The organism is Nocardia sp. NBC_00511, assembly GCF_045161165.1.
Lineage (GTDB): Bacteria > Actinomycetota > Actinomycetes > Mycobacteriales > Mycobacteriaceae > Nocardia.
Genome location: NZ_CP107849.1, coordinates 4,226,949 through 4,245,254 on the forward strand (window position 1 = coordinate 4,226,949; position 18,306 = coordinate 4,245,254).

The 18,306-nt window shown below is 69.9% G+C and carries 16 protein-coding genes; 8 read left to right on the forward strand and 8 right to left on the reverse strand.

Annotated features, from left to right (window positions below; translation table 11 throughout):
- The first annotated feature begins 100 nt into the window (after positions 1-100).
- Both OG300_RS19905 and OG300_RS19910 read left to right on the forward strand, forming a co-directional pair.
- A complete protein-coding gene (locus OG300_RS19905; RefSeq protein WP_405498608.1) occupies positions 101-745 on the forward strand; it encodes an LppM family (lipo)protein in 645 nt (214 codons plus the stop codon).
- Complete coding sequence (locus OG300_RS19910; RefSeq protein ID WP_405498097.1) at positions 742-1,890, forward strand: glycosyltransferase; 1,149 nt, start codon at positions 742-744, stop codon at positions 1,888-1,890. Before OG300_RS19905 ends, OG300_RS19910 begins: the two co-directional genes overlap by 4 nt.
- Before the next feature lie 77 nt (positions 1,891-1,967).
- Here OG300_RS19910 and OG300_RS19915 read toward each other — a convergent pair whose 3' ends face one another.
- Together OG300_RS19915 and OG300_RS19920 are read right to left on the reverse strand one after the other, a co-directional pair.
- Positions 1,968-2,783, reverse strand: coding sequence for a hypothetical protein (locus tag OG300_RS19915; protein WP_405498099.1), 816 nt, complete (start codon positions 2,781-2,783; stop codon positions 1,968-1,970).
- Between the two features lie 93 nt (positions 2,784-2,876).
- Positions 2,877-3,815 (reverse strand): methylenetetrahydrofolate reductase, encoded by a 939-nt coding sequence (locus OG300_RS19920; protein WP_405498101.1) that lies wholly within the window; start codon positions 3,813-3,815, stop codon positions 2,877-2,879.
- 240 nt (positions 3,816-4,055) lie between these two features.
- Between OG300_RS19920 and OG300_RS19925 the strand changes: the two genes are divergently transcribed.
- From OG300_RS19925 to OG300_RS19940, 4 genes are all read left to right on the forward strand, one after another.
- Positions 4,056-5,165: a polyprenyl synthetase family protein gene (locus OG300_RS19925; protein WP_405498609.1), complete on the forward strand. Its 1,110-nt coding sequence runs from the start codon at positions 4,056-4,058 to the stop codon at positions 5,163-5,165.
- Between the two features lie 13 nt (positions 5,166-5,178).
- A complete protein-coding gene (crtI, locus tag OG300_RS19930; protein WP_405498103.1) occupies positions 5,179-6,792 on the forward strand; it encodes a phytoene desaturase family protein in 1,614 nt (537 codons plus the stop codon).
- A 64-nt stretch (positions 6,793-6,856) separates the two neighbouring features.
- Complete coding sequence (locus tag OG300_RS19935) at positions 6,857-8,506, forward strand: alpha-(1->6)-mannopyranosyltransferase A (RefSeq protein ID WP_405498105.1); 1,650 nt, start codon at positions 6,857-6,859, stop codon at positions 8,504-8,506.
- Positions 8,503-9,432, forward strand: a complete 930-nt coding sequence (locus tag OG300_RS19940; protein ID WP_405498107.1) for a phytoene/squalene synthase family protein — start codon at positions 8,503-8,505, stop codon at positions 9,430-9,432. The genes OG300_RS19935 and OG300_RS19940 overlap by 4 nt, the downstream gene beginning before the upstream one ends.
- A 51-nt stretch (positions 9,433-9,483) precedes the next feature.
- Here the strand turns inward: OG300_RS19940 and OG300_RS19945 are convergent, their stop codons facing one another.
- Positions 9,484-9,852 carry an Rv2175c family DNA-binding protein gene (locus tag OG300_RS19945; RefSeq protein ID WP_405498109.1) on the reverse strand — a complete coding sequence of 123 codons (369 nt, stop codon included), beginning with the start codon at positions 9,850-9,852 and terminating at the stop codon, positions 9,484-9,486.
- 108 nt (positions 9,853-9,960) lie between these two features.
- Here OG300_RS19945 and pknB point away from each other — a divergent pair, with 108 nt between their 5' ends.
- Positions 9,961-11,970, forward strand: a complete 2,010-nt coding sequence (pknB, locus tag OG300_RS19950; RefSeq protein ID WP_405498610.1) for a Stk1 family PASTA domain-containing Ser/Thr kinase — start codon at positions 9,961-9,963, stop codon at positions 11,968-11,970.
- 128 nt (positions 11,971-12,098) lie between these two features.
- Here pknB and OG300_RS19955 read toward each other — a convergent pair whose 3' ends face one another.
- A complete protein-coding gene (locus tag OG300_RS19955; protein WP_405498111.1) occupies positions 12,099-13,487 on the reverse strand; it encodes a class II 3-deoxy-7-phosphoheptulonate synthase in 1,389 nt (462 codons plus the stop codon).
- Positions 13,488-13,640: 153 nt separating this feature from the next.
- On the opposite strand from OG300_RS19955, the gene OG300_RS19960 reads away from it, so the two are divergent.
- Positions 13,641-14,144: a polyadenylate-specific 3'-exoribonuclease AS gene (locus tag OG300_RS19960; RefSeq protein WP_405498611.1), complete on the forward strand. Its 504-nt coding sequence runs from the start codon at positions 13,641-13,643 to the stop codon at positions 14,142-14,144.
- An 80-nt stretch (positions 14,145-14,224) separates the two neighbouring features.
- On the opposite strand, the gene OG300_RS19965 is transcribed toward OG300_RS19960, so the two are convergent.
- From OG300_RS19965 to OG300_RS19980, 4 genes are all read right to left on the reverse strand, one after another.
- Entirely contained in the window at positions 14,225-14,950 is a 726-nt protein-coding gene (locus tag OG300_RS19965; RefSeq protein WP_405498113.1) for a lysophospholipid acyltransferase family protein, read from the reverse strand.
- Positions 14,951-15,113: 163 nt separating this feature from the next.
- Complete coding sequence (locus OG300_RS19970) at positions 15,114-16,118, reverse strand: ROK family glucokinase (RefSeq protein WP_405498115.1); 1,005 nt, start codon at positions 16,116-16,118, stop codon at positions 15,114-15,116.
- Positions 16,115-16,987 carry a hypothetical protein gene (locus OG300_RS19975; protein ID WP_405498117.1) on the reverse strand — a complete coding sequence of 291 codons (873 nt, stop codon included), beginning with the start codon at positions 16,985-16,987 and terminating at the stop codon, positions 16,115-16,117. Before OG300_RS19975 ends, OG300_RS19970 begins: the two co-directional genes overlap by 4 nt.
- Positions 16,984-18,246: an ArsA family ATPase gene (locus OG300_RS19980; protein WP_405498119.1), complete on the reverse strand. Its 1,263-nt coding sequence runs from the start codon at positions 18,244-18,246 to the stop codon at positions 16,984-16,986. The genes OG300_RS19975 and OG300_RS19980 overlap by 4 nt, the downstream gene beginning before the upstream one ends.
- Positions 18,247-18,306: the final 60 nt, after the last annotated feature.

Sequence of the window (18,306 nt, forward strand, 5' to 3'; positions counted from 1 at the left end):
CGAGCCCGCGGTCAGTTCCGGCCGGGCCGTCGAGGGCGGGCGGAGACCACGGCGGTGGGTGCGGCTGGTGGCCGCGCTCCTGTTCGCCGGGCTCGCGGTCATGCTGACCGGGTGCCTGCGCGTGCAGGTGTCGATGGGCGTGTCCTCCAACGACCGGGTGTCCGGGCGGATCGTGGCGGCCGCCGTGCCGCAGAACGACAAGGACAAGGGCCCGCAGCTCAAAGCGCCCGACGGGCTCGGCGGCAAGGTGCGCGTCGACGCGTACTCGCAGGACGGATACGTCGGCAGCCAGGTCTATTTCGACGATCTCAGCTTCGGTGAGGTGCAGCAGCTGGGCACCATGTCCGACCAGACCTCCGGCATGTTCAACCTGGTCTTCAGCCGCGCGGGCGACCTGGTCACCCTGACCGGCCGCGTCGATCTCAAGAGCCTCCCGGCCCAGGGTTCCGACGTCCAGCTGACCGTCGCCTTCCCCGCCCGCGTCGCCACCACCAACGGCACCCGCGAGGGCGATTCGGTGGTGTCGTGGAAGCTGCCGCCCGGCGAGGTCACCAACCTCCGCGCCGAAGTCGGCTACGCGGACCCGAATACGCGTTCCTTCGCCGGGTGGGCGGGCATCGTCGGCGGTATCACCCTCGCGGTCGCCGCGGTGGTCGCCGTGCTCGCCTACATGACCCGCAACCCCGACCCGCCGGCGTACGTGCGCGCCGCCCGCTGGATTCGCCGCGACAAAGTCTCCAGGTGACCCCGGCCGCCCGGGCGGTGACGGCAGCTTCGGCAGTCTCCGCCCTGGGCGCGCTCACCGCTCTCGCCAATCGTGTTGGCACACCCCGGCTTCGGCCCGGCCCACACCGCGTCGACGAACCCGTCACCGTCTGCGTTCCCGCCCGTGACGAGGCCGACCGGCTCCCCGCCCTGATCGCCGATCTGCGCGCCCAGCGCGGTCTGACCGACCTGCGGGTGCTGATCCTCGACGACGCCTCCACCGACGGCACCTCCGACGCCGCCCGCGCCGCCATCGCCGACGATCCCCGATTCCGCCTCACCCGCAACGACATTCACCCCGGCCGGGGCTGGACCGGCAAGACCGCCGCCTGCGCCCGGCTGGCCGAACTGACGACACCGGACACCCGGGTGCTGACCTTCCTGGACGCCGACGTGCGGCTCGCGCCCGACGCGGTGGCCGCCGCTGTCACCGAATTGCGACGCACCCGAGCCGCACTGATGTGCCCGTGGCCGTGGCAACGGGCCGAATCCCCCGCCGAACGGCTGGTCCAGCCGCTGCTGTGCTGGTCGTGGGCCTCGACGCTGCCGGTGGCCGTGGCGAATCGGACCACCTTCGCCTCGATGGCGGTGGCCTGCGGCCAATTCCTGGTTTTCGACATCGCCGCCTACCGGGCGATCGGCGGGCATGCCGCGGTCGCCGACAGCGTCACCGAGGACCTGGCCATCGCGCGCGAGCTGCGGCGTGCCGGACAACGCACGGTGCTGGCGGCGGCCGGTCCCCTGGCCGAGACCCGGATGTACCGGGGTGCAAGCGAACTGGCCGAGGGCTACGCCCGCTGGCTGTGGTCGGCCTACGGTGGCCCGGCAGGCAGCGTGGCCGTGGGTTCGATTGCGGCACTGGCATTCTGGCTGCCGCCGCTGGCCGCGATCCTCGGCCGGGGCGGCGTCCGGCGCATCGGTCTCACCGGTTACGCCGCCGCGGTCACCGCCCGGCTACTGGCTCGTTCGCTGGAAACCGGCCGCCTCGAACGTGCGGATGTCGTTGCCGCCGTGGCGCACCCGCTGTCGGTCGCCGCCTACCTGGCCCTGTCCGTCGGCTCCCATCACGCCCGGCTCACCGGCGCGCTGCGCTGGAAGGGCAGGACCGTCGGGCCGAGTCGCTGACGCGTGCTCGAGTACCGTGAAAAAGGCAGTGCCACCGCTGATTCGGAGAAAGTCCGCCGTCCGGTCGATCACTCGGTTCAAGGGACGGGGGTGACGCCGACGGTGGGCAGGAACAGGCAGGTATTGGCGCCGTTGCGCACGGTGCCGAACATGGCCGCCAGCACCGTGCCGGACCCGGTGTCGACCGGGACGGCGCGCACGCCGCCCAGCGGGAGTGCTGCGGCGAAGTAGTCGTGGACGGCGCGTTCCACCATCGGTCGCAGTTCGGTCGGAACCTGCGGCGGGATCATGGAATTGAGCACCTGCGAGATCGAACCCATCGGGGCCATGCCGCCGCGACCGGTGGTGAGGTTCACCCACGCCACCTGCATGCCGGTGGTGTCCGCGCCGTCCGGGCCGAGGCCGTAGGGCACGAAGGCGAACATGGCCTGCCCCGCCTTGACCGCCGAAAGATCCAGGCCCGGAATGGAAACCGCGTAGCGCGGCCACGGACCGGGCACGGTACCGGCGACCGCGGGGGCGAGACCGAGGGTGGTGCCGTTGAGGCAGAACGGCGCGGCGGACGGGAACAGGAAGGGCTGCACGCCCAATGCCTGTAGGCCGTCGATGGTCTGACCGTAGGCCGAGAACCAGTCCGCGGGACCCGCGGCGGTACCACCGGCGTGCGTGATGGCGGCCAGCGCCGCGGCGGCCTCGCCGGTGAGCGCGGCCAGCGGCGCGGACGGGCTGCCAGCGGGAACGGCGGGCGCGGCCGGGATCGCAGCCTGTGGTTCGACCGGGACGGCATTGGCGGGCGCGGCCACCGCCTGCGCCGCGAACGGGCCGGTAGCTGTCAGCACCGCACAGGCACCGAAAGCGCCTGCGACCCGGATAACCTGCTGGAACACGGACATTGTTCGCTCCCATCGAAGTCGCCGGTCGAGGGCGACGCTACCGCCACGACCAGGGTGTTCCAGGGATTTCCACCGGCATGCCGGTCAGTTTGTTCAGGCGGTGGCCGACGACGCCGAGAACGAATAGCCCAGATTCGCCAGCACTTCGCTGGTGGTCTTGGCGAAATTCAGGGTGATGAAGTGCAGGCACGGCGCGCCCTCGGCGATGAGACGCTGCCCCATCTCGGTGGCGATCTCGATGCCGACCTCGCGCACCGCGGCCCGATCCTCCTCGGGCCCGTCGCCCGCGGCCTTGCGCAGCCGGTCCAGCACCGACGCGGGCAGCGGACGGCCCGAGAGTTCCTCGGCGCGCTGCACGGTGCGCAGCGAGGTGACCGGCATCAGCTCCGGAATGATCGGCTTCACGCCGTCGATCGGATCGTGCGCGGCGGCCCGATCCCGCAGCCGCAGATAGTGATCCACGTCGAAGAACATTTGGGTGATCGAATACTCCGCGCCCGCACGCAGTTTCGCGACCAGGAACCGGGTGTCCTCGTCCAGGTCGGTGGAGCGCGGATGCCCCTGCGGGAACGACGCCACCCCGACATGGAAGTCGCCGAGGTCGCGCACCATGCGCACCAGTTCCTCCGCGTACTCGACACCGTCGGGATGCCGCACCCAGTCCCCCAGCGGATCCCCGGGCGGATCACCGCGCAGCACCAGCAGATTCTGGATCCCGGCGTCGGCGTACGCGCCGACGATCGAACGCAGTTCGGCGACACTGTGATCCACGGCGGTGAGATGCGCGACCGTCAGCAGCGTGGTCTCGCGGGCCAGCTGCCCGGTGACGCGGATGGTGCGGTCGCGGGTGGAGCCGCCCGCGCCGTAGGTCATGGACACGAACGCCGGATGCAGCCGCTCGAACTCCCGGGCCGCCCGCCACAGCCGCGCCTCCCCGGCGGCGTCGCGCGGCGGATTGAACTCGACCGAGAACGGCACCGAGCCGTCCGGGCGCGGCCCGAGCTGCTGCAGCACCGACGGAGTCCCGGACACCCGCGGCGTCCGGGAAACTCGGCCTGGGGTCGAATTTCCCCGAACGTCGTCCACACTCACCGGCCCAGTTTACGGGGTGAGGCGGGTCACCAGAGCCGGACCTGGACTCATCCCAGCAGGTGGGAAGGTTGCGGCGGACTCGCGAGGGCGGCGGACTCGCTCGGTGGAAAGTCCGATTCCGGGGCGACGCGCGGGCTCGGTATTGTCGGTGCCGAACCCGCCACACCGAGGAGGCTCCCCCTGTCCGCCGGCCCTGGAACCCCGACCCGCAACCCGGTCGGCGCGGGCACTCTCGCCGCCGCCGTGGAAAAGCGTCTCACCGCGTTCTTCGAGACCCGCGACGAAATCGTCGCGCCGCTCGGACCGGTGTTCGTGGACTCCGCCGCCGCCCTGCGGGATTTCGTGTTGCGCGGCGGCAAGCGCACCCGCCCCGCCTTCGCCTGGACCGGCTGGCTCGGCGCGGGCCGCGATCCCGAGGAGCTCGACGCCGACGCCGTCCTGACCGCCTGCTCCGCACTGGAATTGGTGCAGGCGTGCGCGCTGATCCACGACGACATCATCGACTCCTCGCGCACCCGGCGCGGATTCCCGACCGTGCACGTGGATTACGAACAGCGACACCGGGATCAGCGCTGGGCCGGGGACGCCGGGCACTACGGGGTCAGCGTCGCCATCCTCATCGGTGACCTCGCGCTGGCCTGGGCCGACGACATGACCCGGGACGCGGGCCTGCCCGCCGACGCCTACGCCCGCTTCGCCCCGGTGTGGGCGGCCATGCGCACCGAGGTGCTGGGCGGGCAGCTGCTCGACATCCACGGCGAGTCCGCCGGGGACGAAACCGTCGAGGCGGCACTGCGGATCAACCGCTACAAAACCGCGGCCTACACCATCGAACGGCCGCTGCACCTGGGTGCGGCACTGGCGGGCGCGGATCCGGACCTGATCGCGGCCTACCGCGAATTCGGCACCGATATCGGCATCGCCTTCCAGCTGCGCGACGACCTGCTCGGCGTCTACGGCGATCCGGTCGTCACCGGCAAACCGTCCGGCGACGACCTGCGCGAGGGCAAGCGCACCGTGCTCATCGCCGAGGCCCTGCAACGCGCCGACGCCACCGCACCCGCCACCGCCGAGCTCATCCGGCGCAGCCTCGGCACCGACGTCACCCCCGAGCAGGTCACCGAATTGCGCACCGCCATCACCGATCTCGGCGCGGTCGACGCCGTGGAGAAGCGCATCGCGGCGCTCACCGATCAGGCGATGACCGCGCTGGAGGCCTGCACCGCGACCCCCGAGGCCAAACGGCAGCTGCGCGCGCAGGCGTTGGCCGCCACCGCTCGAACCTACTGAAGGCAGTGCGGACATGAGAACCGTTGCGGGACCGTCGAATCGAGTCGTCGTGGTCGGCGCGGGCCTGTCCGGGCTGGCGGCGGCGATCCACCTGGCGGGCACCGGGCGGCAGGTCACCGTCCTCGAGCGCGCCGACCATCCCGGCGGCCGGGTCGGGTCCTATCGCGGCCCCGACTACGAGATCGACTCCGGGGCAACCATTCTCACTCTGCCGTCGCTGATCGACGAACTGCTCGCGGTGGCCGGGCAGACCCGGGAATCGGTGGGACTGCGCATCATCGACCTGGAGCCCGCGTATCGGGCCCGCTTCGCCGACGGGACGACCGTCGCCGTGCACTCAGATCCGGACGCCATGGCCGACGAGGTGGCGCGGGTGCGCGATCCGGCCGCGGCACAACGGTATCGGCGACTGCGCGACTGGCTGCGCAATGTCTACGAGGCCGAATTCGGCCAGTTCATGGACACCAACTTCGACTCACCCCTGGACATGGTGCGGCAGCCGGACAAGCGCGCCGCACTGGCGAAACTGTTGCGGCTCGGCGCATTCGGGCGACTCGGTCCCAAGGTCGGGCGGCTGATCAGCGATCCGCAGCTGGCCCGGCTGTTCAGCTTCCAGGCCCTGTTCGCGGGCATGGCGCCGAATCGGGCGCTCGGCGTCTACGGCGCGATCCCCTACATGGACACCTGCCTGGGCGTCTCCTACCCCGAGGGCGGGATGCGGGCCATCGCGGCGGCCCTCGCGGGCGCGTTCACCGCCGCGGGCGGCACCCTCGAATTCGAGGCCGACGTGGTCCGCATCGACTACCGCGGCTCCCGCGCCACCACCGTGCACACCGCCGACGGGCGCGCCTTCCCCTGCGACGCCGTGGTGGTGACCGCCGATATCGGTTCACTTCCGCGCTTCGGACTGCGCCGCCGCCGCGGCCTGCGGGCCTCCCCGTCCGCGGTCGTCGCACACGGCACCGTCCCCGCCGACGTGGCCGACGCCTGGCCCGTGCGGGCGCATCACACCATCGATTTCGGGCGCGAATGGGACCGCACCTTCGACGAGATCGCCGCCCGCCGCGGTCGCGGTGCGCTGATGAGCGACCCGTCGCTGCTGCTCACCCGGCCCGCCCTCACCGACCCGGGCCTGTTCCTCGACCGCCCCGAACAGCACATCGACCCGGCCGGGCAACTGCACGAAACCCGCCGCTACGAACCACTCTCACTGCTCGCGCCCTGCCCCAACCTCGACGCCGCGCCGCTCGCCTGGGAACAGCTCGCCCCGCACTACCTGCGCGAACTGCTGAACACATTGGAAGAGCGCGGCTACCAAGGCATTTCGCGGCACTTCCAGGTCGATCACCTCGACACCCCGCGCACCTGGCTCGACCGCGGCATGCTCGCGGGCACCCCGTTCTCGGCCGCGCACCTGTTCCGGCAGACCGGACCCTTCCGCAGCCGGAACCTGGTGCGGGGCCGCGACAATGTGGTGCTCGCGGGCTCCGGGACCGTTCCCGGCGTCGGTGTTCCGACCGTGCTGCTGTCGGGAAAACTCGCCGCCGAACGGATCGCGGGTGATCTACGACATGCCGGGATCCGATCGGCCGATGCCGAGGCGATAGCGGCGCCGGACAAGCACTAGACTGACCGCGTCCTTGATCCCACGCGGCCGCCCGCCGCAGACTTTCCGGGGGGAATGCCCGCCTATGCCGACCCCGGACATTGCCGCCACCGCCCCGGACGCACCGAGCACGGCCCCGAGCACCAGCGACCTGAGCGCGCGTGCCGAAGCCGACCGGTTCCCGTCCGGACTCACCGGTTGGACGCGCAATGCCGCCGACTTCGCCCGCAGCCCAGAGGGACACGCGGCGCTGCTCGGCTTCTTCGGCGCCCTGCTGATCACCTTCGGCGGCTTCGGCGCCGGCAGCCTGCGACGCAACGATCCGCTGCTGGAGTCCGCGCACCTGTCCTGGCTGCGCTTCGGACACGGCTACGTGCTGTCCACGGTGTTCGTGTGGATCGGCGTCATCGCCATGATCACCGCGTGGGTGCGGCTGGGCCGCGCCACCCTCGGCACCGTCGAGGGCGCGCACGTGACGCTCAACGAACTGCGCGCCATCGTCGGCATCTGGATCTTCCCGCTGCTGTTCGCGGTCCCCATGTTCAGCCGCGACGCCTACTCGTACCTGGCGCAGGGCGCGCTGCTGCGCGACGGCTTCAACCCGTATCTGGTCGGCCCGGTGGTGAATCCCGGTGTGCTGCTGGACAACGTGAGCCCGGTGTGGACCACCACCACCGCGCCCTACGGACCCATCTTCCTGCTGCTGGCGCGCGGCATCACCTCGATCACCGGTGACAACGTGGTGGCCGGGACGATCGCGCTGCGCCTGGTCATGCTGCCCGGCCTCGTGCTGATGATGTGGGCGGTCCCGCACCTGACCAAACACCTGGGCGGCAAACCCACCACCGCGCTGTGGCTGGCCGTGCTCAATCCCCTCGTACTCATCCACCTGATCGGCGGCGTGCACAACGAGATGCTGATGGTCGGCCTGATGGCCGCCGGCATCGCGCTGGTGCTCGAACACCATCACGTCGGCGGCATCGTGGTGGTCGCCATCGGCGTCGCCGTCAAGGCCACCGCCGGCATCGCACTGCCGTTCCTGGTGTGGATCTGGATGATTCACGAACGCGAACGCCGAGCCGAACGCGGCGAAGGCGAATTGCCGCATCCCGCACTGCTGTTCGCGAAGATCGCCGGACTCGGCGTGACGGTGTTCGCGGCCGTGTTCATCGTCTCCACCTGGCTCACCGGGCTCGGACGCGACGGCGTCGGCTGGCTGACCGCACTGTCCGGATCCAAGAAGATCATCAACTGGCTGTCGCTGCCGACCATCATGGCGCACATGGTGACCTGGGTGTCGCCGCTGCGGCTGGAATCGGTGCTGTCGGTGACCCGCACCCTGTGCGCGGTCGCGCTGGCCGCCATCCTGGTGTGGGCCTGGTGGCGGTTCAAGAACAGCGAGAAGGAAGCCGTGTTCGGCATTCTCATCGCGTTCGTGGCCATCGTCATCCTGTCCCCGGCCGCACTGCCCTGGTACTACTCGTGGCCGCTGGCGCTCGCGGCCGGATTCGCGTTGTCCACCACCACACTTCAGGTGCTGGTCGGGTTGTGCACCTGGCTGATGCTGGTGTTCCAGCCGGACGGGTCGATCGGGCTCTACAACTTCTGGCACGTCGCGCTGTCCACCTTCGCGGCGGTGGTCGCGGCGCTGGCCCTGCGGCACGTGGATCCGCTCAAACTGCGGGCCACCCACCCGCACGAGCAGTTCACCGGCGTCACACCCGGCCCGGCGTGACCACTGCGATCGGCGCGCCCTGTCAGGTGGAACGCGCCTACGAGGACTGCCGTCGCATCGCCGCCGCACACGGGCGCACCTACTTCCTGGCCACCCGGCTGCTGGAACCCGAGCGAAGACCGGCCGTGCACGCGCTCTACGCGTTCGCGCGCCTGGTCGACGACATCGTCGACGCCGCGGACGCCCCCGCGCACGCCGAGGTGTCCGCGGCCCGCCTCGATCGCATCGAACATGTGCTGCGCGCCCGCCTCGTCGACGCCCCCGTCGACGACCCGGACAGCGAAGAAGACCGGGTGCTACTCGCCGCCGCCGACACCATCCGCCGGTATTCCATTGCCGCCGAACACTTCTGGGTGTTCCTCGACGCCATGCGGATGGACATTCCCGGCAGCCCGCAATACCGCGACCACTACGCCACCATGACCGAACTGCGCGGCTACATGCGCGGCTCGGCCGCCGCCATCGGCCTGCAACTGCTGCCGGTGCTGGGCACCGTGGCCGCCACCGCCGACGCCGAACCCGCCGCCGCGGCGCTCGGAGAAGCCTTCCAGCTCACCAACTTCCTGCGCGACGTCGCTGAGGACCTCGACCGCGGCCGGGTCTACCTGCCCGCCGACGAACTGGCCGCCTTCGGCGTCGACACCGAGTTGCTGCGCGAATGCCGCGCCACCGGAAACACCGACCCGCGGGTCCGCCGCGCCCTGGCCCACCTGATCGCCGTCAACCGCGACCTCTACCGCCTCGCCACCCCCGGCATCACCCTGCTCGTCCCGCGCGTGCGCCCCGCCATCCGCACCGCCGCGACCCTGTACAGCGGCATCCTCGACGAGATCGAACGCACCGACTACGCGGTGTTCACCCGCCGCGCCGCCGTCCCCCAGCACCGCCGATTACGCGTCGCGGCAAAAGAATTCGTCGCAAGGTGACATGACAGAATGCCCCGCGACCGAAATCGGCCACGGGGAATTCGGCTGTTTTCAGAAGGGGTCGGCGGCGGCCCGACGAATCACTTCACGAGCCAGTTGACCGTGCAGGGCGTCGATCGGTCGACCGGGGAGGGTTTCGTCCTCGGTGTAGACCCATTGGAGGATTTCCTCGTCGGTGTATTTACCGTCACGCATCACCGTGATCAAACCGGTGAGGTGTTTGGCGACAGCACCGGTGGAATCGAAGAACTCCTTCGGAATTCCGGCGATGCCGTCGCGGCGCACCGCGAGGATCTCATGGTCACGCAGCATCTGATGCACACGCGTGACGACCATGCCCAACTGCTCCGCCACATCGGGCAGTGGGATCAGGGTCACCGAGTCCGGCAGGACGTCTTCGCTGCAAGGGAAGGCACTCACCCGCACCACGGTAGTCTCTCGCGTCGCACGCATCGCATCACACCCCGACACGACTACCATCGGGTGAGCCGCGCCGGGCGGCCTGGGAAAGAATCGGAAGGGTTGCAGTTGATCGGCCAGATGCTGGAAGGGCGCTACCGCATCGACGCGCCGATCGCGCGCGGCGGAATGTCCATGGTTTTCCGGGGGGTCGACACCCGATTGGATCGACCGGTCGCCATCAAGGTGATGGACCCCAAATTCGCCTCCGACCCACAATTCCTCACCCGCTTCGAACTCGAGGCCCGCGCGGTCGCCAAACTCAAACACCAATCCCTGGTGGCGGTCTACGACCAGGGCGTCGACGGCGACCATCCGTTCCTCATCATGGAATTGGTCGAGGGCGGCACGCTGCGGGAGTTGCTGCGCGAGCGCGGGCCCATGCCGCCGCACGCGGTGCGCGCCGTCGCCGAACCCGTGCTCGCGGCCATCGGCGTCGCGCACAAGGCCGGGCTCGTGCACCGCGACATCAAGCCGGAGAACGTGCTCATCTCCGATTCCGGTGAGGTGAAGATCGCCGACTTCGGACTGGTGCGCGCGGTCGCCGAGGCCAAGATCACCTCCGACAGCGTGATTCTCGGCACCGCCGCCTACCTCTCCCCCGAACAGGTCACCAGCGGCGACGCCGACGCCCGCAGCGACGTCTACTCCGCGGGCGTGCTCATCTTCGAAATGCTCACCGGCCGAACCCCTTTCACCGGCGACAACTCGCTGTCCATCGCGTTGCAGCGGGTCGAGAAGGATGTGCCGAGCCCGAGCCGGTTCATCACCGGCGTGCCACCGGAATTCGACGAATTCGTCGCCCACGCCACCGCGCGCGATCCCATGCGCCGCTTCGCCGACGCCGCCGAGATGGCGGGCGAACTGCGGCGGCTGGCCCGCGAACTGCAACTGCCCGACTACCGGGTGCCCGCACCCACCGAATCGGCCGAACACCAGAGCGCCAAGTATCGGGTCGGACCCACCCCTGTCGCCGCCGCACCCGCGCGGCCCGCGACCCGGCCGGTGCCGGTCGGCGCGGCCGACCTCACCACCCGACTACCGGTCGACGCGCCCACCGTGCACGTGCAGCAGCCGCAGCACACCCGGGTGATGACCGCGGCCCGCGAGATGCCCACCGGTTACGGGCCGCCGCCCGGTCAGCCGCCGGGGCCGCCGCCCACCGATCACGGCTATCAGTCCGAACTGATCGAGGATCGCGGCAAGTCCCGCCGCAAGGTCATCATCTGGCTCAGCATCGTGGTCGCGCTGGCGGTGGCACTCGGCATCGGCGGCTGGTGGATCGGGGTCGGCAGATATTCGGCGGTGCCGTCCATCGCGGGCCTCGACAGTCAGAAGGCGGTCACCGCGCTACAGGACGCCGGATTCCAGACCGAGACCAGAAACAAGGCCTCCGATGTGATTCCGGTCGGCAACGTGGTCGGCTCCGACCCGCCCGCCGGGACCCGGATCACCAAGGGCTCCACGGTCGCGGTGCTGATCTCCATCGGGAAGCCGAAGGTGCCCGACATCCAGCCCGGACAGGATGTCGCCAGTGTCACCAAGGCCATCAAGGACGCGGGACTGACACCGGTCGACAGCGGCGAGGTCAACAGCACCGCGGCCAAAGGCACTGTCGCCAAGGTGGATCCGGCCCCCGGCACCGTACTCCCCGCCAACGGGCAGGTGAAGTACTACCGCAGCAAGGGATCCATGCCGGTCAAGGTGCCCGATGTCCGCGGCAAGACCGAGGACGAGGCCAGAACGGCGCTACAGAAGGCCGGGATCACGGTGACCTCCACCAGAACCGAGTTCGACGGCAAGGTCAAGGGTGGTGCGGTGGTCAGCACCGACCCGGTGGCGGGCAGCAGCGTCGAATCCGGCAGCGGCGTGGTGCTGGTCACCAACAGCGCGGTGGATATGCCGAACCTGTTGGGGGGCAGCGTCTCCAGCGCCCGCAGCAAGCTCGATGCCCTCGGACTACAGGTGGTCGTCCGGCAGCTGGCCTCCAACGACAGCTCCATCGTCATCTCGCAGAGCACCGTCCCCGGCGGCACCGTGGAACCCGGCTCCACCATCACGCTGGTCGCCATCCCTTGAACCGATAGATCCTTGCACCGATAGCGCGTCGAGAACCTATTGAGCACAAGAACATCGGAGCCCGGACCGCAAACGCGGTCCGGGCTCCTTCGTTACTCGGCGCGACAGTCGTTGCCGCGCAAGCCTTCCTACCGCAGCATCTCCGCGACCAGGAACGCCAGTTCGAGGGACTGCTGGGTGTTCAGGCGCGGATCGCACGCCGTCTCGTAGCGCTCCTCGAGGTTCAGATCCGAGATGTCCTGCGCGCCACCGAGACATTCGGTGACGTTCTCACCGGTCAGCTCGATGTGCAGGCCGCCCGGGTGGGTGCCCAGCTTGTGGTGCACCTCGAAGAAGCCCTGCACCTCGTCGACGATGCGGTCGAAGTGGCGGGTCTTGTAGCCGGTCGAGGACTCGTGGGTGTTGCCGTGCATGGGGTCGCACTGCCAGATCACCTGGTGTCCGGTGGCCTGCACCTTCTCGATGATCGGCGGCAGCACGTCGCGGACCTTGCCGTTGCCCATGCGCGCCACCAGGGTGAGGCGGCCCGGCTCGTTGTTGGGGTCCAGGCGCTCCACGTACTCGACGGCCTGATCGGGGGTGGTGCTCGGACCGATCTTGAGACCGATCGGGTTGGAGATCAGCTCCGCCAGCGCGATGTGCGCGCCGTCCAGCTGACGGGTGCGCTCACCGATCCACAGGAAGTGCGCGGACAGGTCGTATAGCACCGGATCACCGGTCACCGGATGCGTGCTCAACCGCAGCATGGCCCGCTCGTAGTCGAGCACCAGCGCCTCGTGGCTGGCGTACAGCCGCGCGGTCGACAGGTTCGGGTCGTTGACCCGGCAGGCCTTCATGAACGCCAGCGCGCGATCGATCTCGGCGGCCATCTGCTCGTAGCGGGCGCCGGCCGGGGACTGCGAGACGAACTCGCGGTTCCAGTCGTGCACCTTGTGCAGGTCGGCCATGCCGGCCGAGGTGAGCGCGCGCACCAGGTTCATCGCCGCCGACGCGTTAGCGTACGCGCGCACCAGCCGCGACGGATCGTGATCGCGCACCGAGGCGTCGGCCACGATCGAGTTCACCATGTCACCGCGGTAGGACTTGAGCCCCAGCGAATCCAGGTCGGCGGAACGGGGTTTCGCGTACTGCCCCGCGATCCGCGCCACCTTCACCACCGGCAGGCTCGCGCCGTAGGTCAGCACCACCGCCATCTGCAGCAGGGTGCGGATATTGCCGCGGATGTGCGGCTCGGTGTTGTCGGCGAAGGTCTCCGCGCAGTCACCGCCCTGCATGAGGAACGCCTCGCCGCGCGCCACCTCGGCGAGCCGCAAGCGCAGCTCCTCCACCTCGGCGGGCACACAGATGGGCGGCACGCTCTCCAGGACGGTCCGCATCTTCGCGGCATGGTCGGGATCCCATGACGGCTGCTGCAGCGCCGGTCGGGCCAGCGCATCGTCGAGACGGCGACGCAGCTCGTCGGGCAGCGGCGGCAGTTCCGGCAGGCGATCGATCGGTACGTCGACGGTCCAGTTCACCCGTTCAGAATACGGACCGCCCGGCGTGATCAGGACCACCCCCAGGGCTGGGGCGTTCACACCCCCCGTGCCCGGCCCGCGCACGCACCTTAGGCTGGGAGACCGGATGATCTGCTCGGATCACTCCGGGACAGGCGAACTGAGGAGCAACCCATCTCTCTCCGGTACTTTTACGATTCGGAATTCATCGAGGACGGGACGACCATCGATCTGGTCTCCATCGCGATGGTGTGCGAGGACGGCCGCGAATATTACGCGGTATCCACCGAATTCGATCCCGAGAAGGCCGGGCCGTTCGTCCGCCGCAATGTACTGCCCAAGCTACCGCCGCCCGCCTCCCCGCTGTGGCGCTCACGGCAGCGGATCCGCGAGGATCTCTACAAGTTCCTGGTGCCGCGGACCGGGGTCGAGCCGGAGCTGTGGGCCTGGGTCGGGGCGTACGACCATGTGGCACTGTGTCAGCTGTGGGGGTCGATGGTGGACCTGCCGAACACCCTGCCGCGCTACACCAACGAGCTGCGCCAGCATTGGGACCAGCACGGGCGACCACCGCTGCCGCCCATCCCGAAGGACGCGCACGACGCGCTCGCCGACGCCCGCCACAATCTGGCCAAGTTCGAGGCCATCGAGGCCTACCGCAGGATCCACGCTTCCTGAGCGGCTCCGGCAACGAGACAGCCCCCGAGAGTCGGACTCTCGGGGGCTGTCTCGTGAGAACTATTGCGGCGGTGCGGAAATCAGCCCGCCATGGTCTGCGGGATGCGGTCCTCGTCGGGGCGGCTGCCCGAGGGGACGCCCTTCTTCAGGCTCGCGGCGTAGACGTCGACGTACTCCTGGTCGCCCATCTGCATGAGCTCGTACATGATCTCGTCGGTGATGGCGCGCTCGACGAAACGGTTGCCGCCCATGCCCTCGTAGCGCGAGAAGTCGATCGGCGCACCGAATTTCACGGTCACCTTGCGCGGACGCCAGCGGAACGGTCCGGGCGGGCAGACCTCGTCGGTGCCGATCAGCGCGACCGGGATCACCGGCACACCGGTCTCCAGGGCGAGGCGGGCGACACCGGTCTTGCCCTTGTACAGGCGGCCGTCCGGGGAGCGGGTGCCCTCCGGGTACAGGCCGACCAGACGACCCTCACCCAGCAGCATGCGCGCGGTGTTGAGGGCGGACTCGGCGGCATCGGCGCCGGAACGATCGATCGGGTACTGACCGGTGCCGGAGAAGAAGAACTTCTGCAGACGGCCCTTCAGACCCGGGGTGGTGAAATATTCGGCCTTGGCCAGATACGTGATGCGCCGGGGGCTCATCAACGGGGTGAACAACCAGTCGGTGAACGACAGATGGTTGCCCGCCAGGATCGCGGCGCCCTTGGGGGGAATGTTCTCGACGCCCTCGACCTCAGGCCGGTTGAGGAGGTGCATGAGCGGCCCCACCAAGACAAACTTCAGCAGCCAGTAGAACATTGCGTCCTTTCCCCTGTTTCGATACCCGGGACCGGCCTCATTGCGGGCACCACCACTCGCTTGCCTACCCTACCGCCGCGACCTCACGGTGACCAACCCGTGTCCTGCTCTTTCTCCGATGCCGGGACAGCTGTCCCACGCTCCGGGACCCCGCAGGTACGGGTCAGCGCCGGGCTCGCGCCACCGACACGGCGCCGTCCGGCAACACCAGCGCCGCGCGGGCCAGCTCGGCCGCGCCGATCATGCCCGCGGCCTCACCCAATTGGGCGGTGCGAATCCGGGCGAGTCGCCGATGCCGGGCCCCGGTGATCGACGCCGCGTAGTGCTCGCGGGCATCGTCGAGGAACAGTGCCGCCGACGAGCTCACCCCACCGGCCACCACGATCAGATCCGGATCGAACAGGTCGCTCACGAAGGCCAGACCCAGGCCCAGCCAGCGCGCGAAGTCCGCCATCACCTCCAGCGCCACCGGGTCGCCGTCCTGCGCCGCGCCCGCCACCCGGCGACCGGTCAACGATCCGGGATCGCGGCCGGACTCGCGGGCCAGCAGCGTCGAGCGCTGCGGATCGGTGGCCAGCGACTCGATCGCGGTATCGACCAGAGCCGTTCCGCTGCAATACCGCTCCCAGCAGCCCCGCTTGCCGCAGGCACACGCCCGGCCGTTCGGCACCACCTGCAGATGACCCAATTCCGGTGCGACACCGTAACTTCCGCGATACAGCTGCCCGTTCATCAGCAGCGCCGCACCGATTCCGGTGCCGATCGCCACCAGCACCACATTGCGGCCACCCGCGGCCGCACCGAACCGATACTCCGCCCACAGTGCGGCATTCGCGTCGTGCTCCAGAATCACGGGCAGTCCGAGCCGATCGGTGAGCCGCCGCGCCACCGGCGCGTCCTCCCACGGCAGATGCGGCGCGAACCGCACCGTCGCGCGATCCTCGTCCACGAAACCGGCGACGGCCAACCCGACCGCGCCGATCGAATGCCGAGCGCACAACTCGCGCACCGCGCGAGCCAGCCCGTCTTCGAGGGCGCGTGCCGACTGCGGCGTCGGCGCGGTCACCGTGTCCAGCACCTCACCGGCCCCGTCGACCACGGACGCCCGAATGTTCGTGCCGCCCACATCGATTCCCACCGTCAACGGCACCCCATCACCGCCCGTCATGCCTTGATGGTGACGTCGATGGGCACGTATTTGGCGCGCCTGCCTCCCCGCCCGGCCTTACCGGCTGTGCGTCCGGCGGACTCGTCCCCGGCGCGAACAGTGGCGTCGTCCCGCGCGGCGGCCGGACGTCCGACCCCCTCGAAGGGACCCGCCACCGGCGGACCGAACGGCTGATGCGCGGAGCCGTCGGCCCCGGCATCCGGTGCGGCGGCCGCACGCGCGGACTCGGGGTCTCCGGGGCGGCGGGCCGCACCCGGTCCGGGCCCGAACGGATCCTCGGCTTCCTTCTCGAAGCTGTTGTGGCGGTCCGTATTCGCGGCCGCCGCCCGGCCCTGCGCACCGGCCAGGAATCGCGCCAGCAGCGCGCCCAGTCCCGGGCCCGCCGCCGCGGCGCGCGCGGATGTGGCCTTCACCCAATCGGATTCGCCACCACCGCCCTGTTCATCGGCCTCGCCGCGCGCCTTCGCATAGGCGTCCGCGAACGGCAGATCGGCTGTGTCCGAAGGGCTTCCACCACCGTAGGCGTGATGCCGCCACAGGTGGTACTCCGGCGAATCCGGATCCAGATCGGGCGGGATCACCGGATCGACCGGCACCCCCGCCAATGCCTCCCGCAGCACGGTGACGATGGCGGTGCCGTGCTCGGCGATCGCGGCCACCACATCGTGATGCTCGCCGCGCACGATGGCCGCGGCCGCGCACACCGGACACCAACTGCAACTGGACCATTCGACCCGGCCGTCGGAGGCGGTCCGGCGCAGCACCGGCTCCACGCGTTCCAGCAGCGCCTCGGCGAGCAGACGTAGCTCCTCGGCGAATTCGCCGAGGTTCTCGTCGGGGTGACCGGCTCGCGGGTGGGTGGCGGTCATGACGGCCAGACCTGCGGGTCGGGCCGGAAGCGGATCACCAGTTGATCGCCGTCGAGTTCGGCGGCGTCGACCGTGCACCGCCGCAATACCGGCGCCAGCCGCAACCGGCGCCTGACCCCGTCCGCTCCCACGATCAAATCGTCCTCCACTCGTCCCAGTCGCAGGGTCGACGGGTCGACCACCGGCAGATGCATGCGCATCGCGAACACCGATGCCACCCCGGCACCCGCCTCGAGCCGCACCACCGGCTCGGCGGGAACGGGTAGCACTCCGTCCGCATCTGTGCCAAGCATAGGGACCGGATGCCATCCCACCCAGTTACCACTCGCGTCCACCGCGTAGGACAGTGCCTCCAGCGAGCTCAGGCCCACCGGTTCGGACCCCGCATGCCCCACGACCTGCACCGAAACTTCGCGCAACCGCCGCCGCAACTCGGCAACCACGTCGAGTTGCTCACCGCGACGGTTGAAATACCACTGGGTCGCCGGATGCGGGGGCACCGCCGGATCGAAACCGGGTAGCTCCGGCAGCACCTTGTTGACCAGCACCGCGTCCAGGCGCAGACCCAGCAGCGCGGCCGCCGAACGCACCCGCGCGGATTCCGCGACCGCCACCTGCTCGGCGGCCGTCACCAGGCGGGCGCCGGTGCGGTCGCGGTCGGCCAGCAGGTCGCGGGCCTCGCTCACCGCGGACACGATCTGCTCCACCGTGATGGCCAGAATGGCCCGGCGGAAATCGCCGCCGACCGACTCCATGGTGCGCGCATGTGCGGGCCATACCCGTTCCAGGTAACCCAGCAACGTGTCCGGCGCGGTCACGATGCGCAGCATGTCCGCCGACGGCGGGCAGTCCACCACGATCACGTCCCAGCGCGCGTCCCGTGCGAACTGGGTGATCTCGAGCAGGGCCAGCAACTCCTGCACGCCCGGCAGGCCGGTCAGTTCGGCGGGATCCAGTGCGCCCAGGTCGATTCCGTGCTCGTGCCCCGCACCGGAGACCATGAGCAGCACCTGCCGGAACCGATCCTCCAGCAGCGCAAGGGAATCCACCTCGATCACATCCAGGCCGGTCGCCACCGCGGCCACCGCGGGCGCGGCCCCGGCGGCCCGGCGGAAACGGAAACCCAGTGCGTCACCGAGGGAATGCGCCTGATCCAGTGAGGCCAGCAGCACCCGCTGCCCGGACCTGGCGTACGCGAGCGCGCTGGCGCAGGCCAGGGTGGTCTTGCCGACACCGCCCTTGCCGATGAACAACTCCACCCGGGTGCGGGGGCGCGGCGGACGTGCCGGGTCTTCGGCGGTCGGCCCCCCACCGGTACC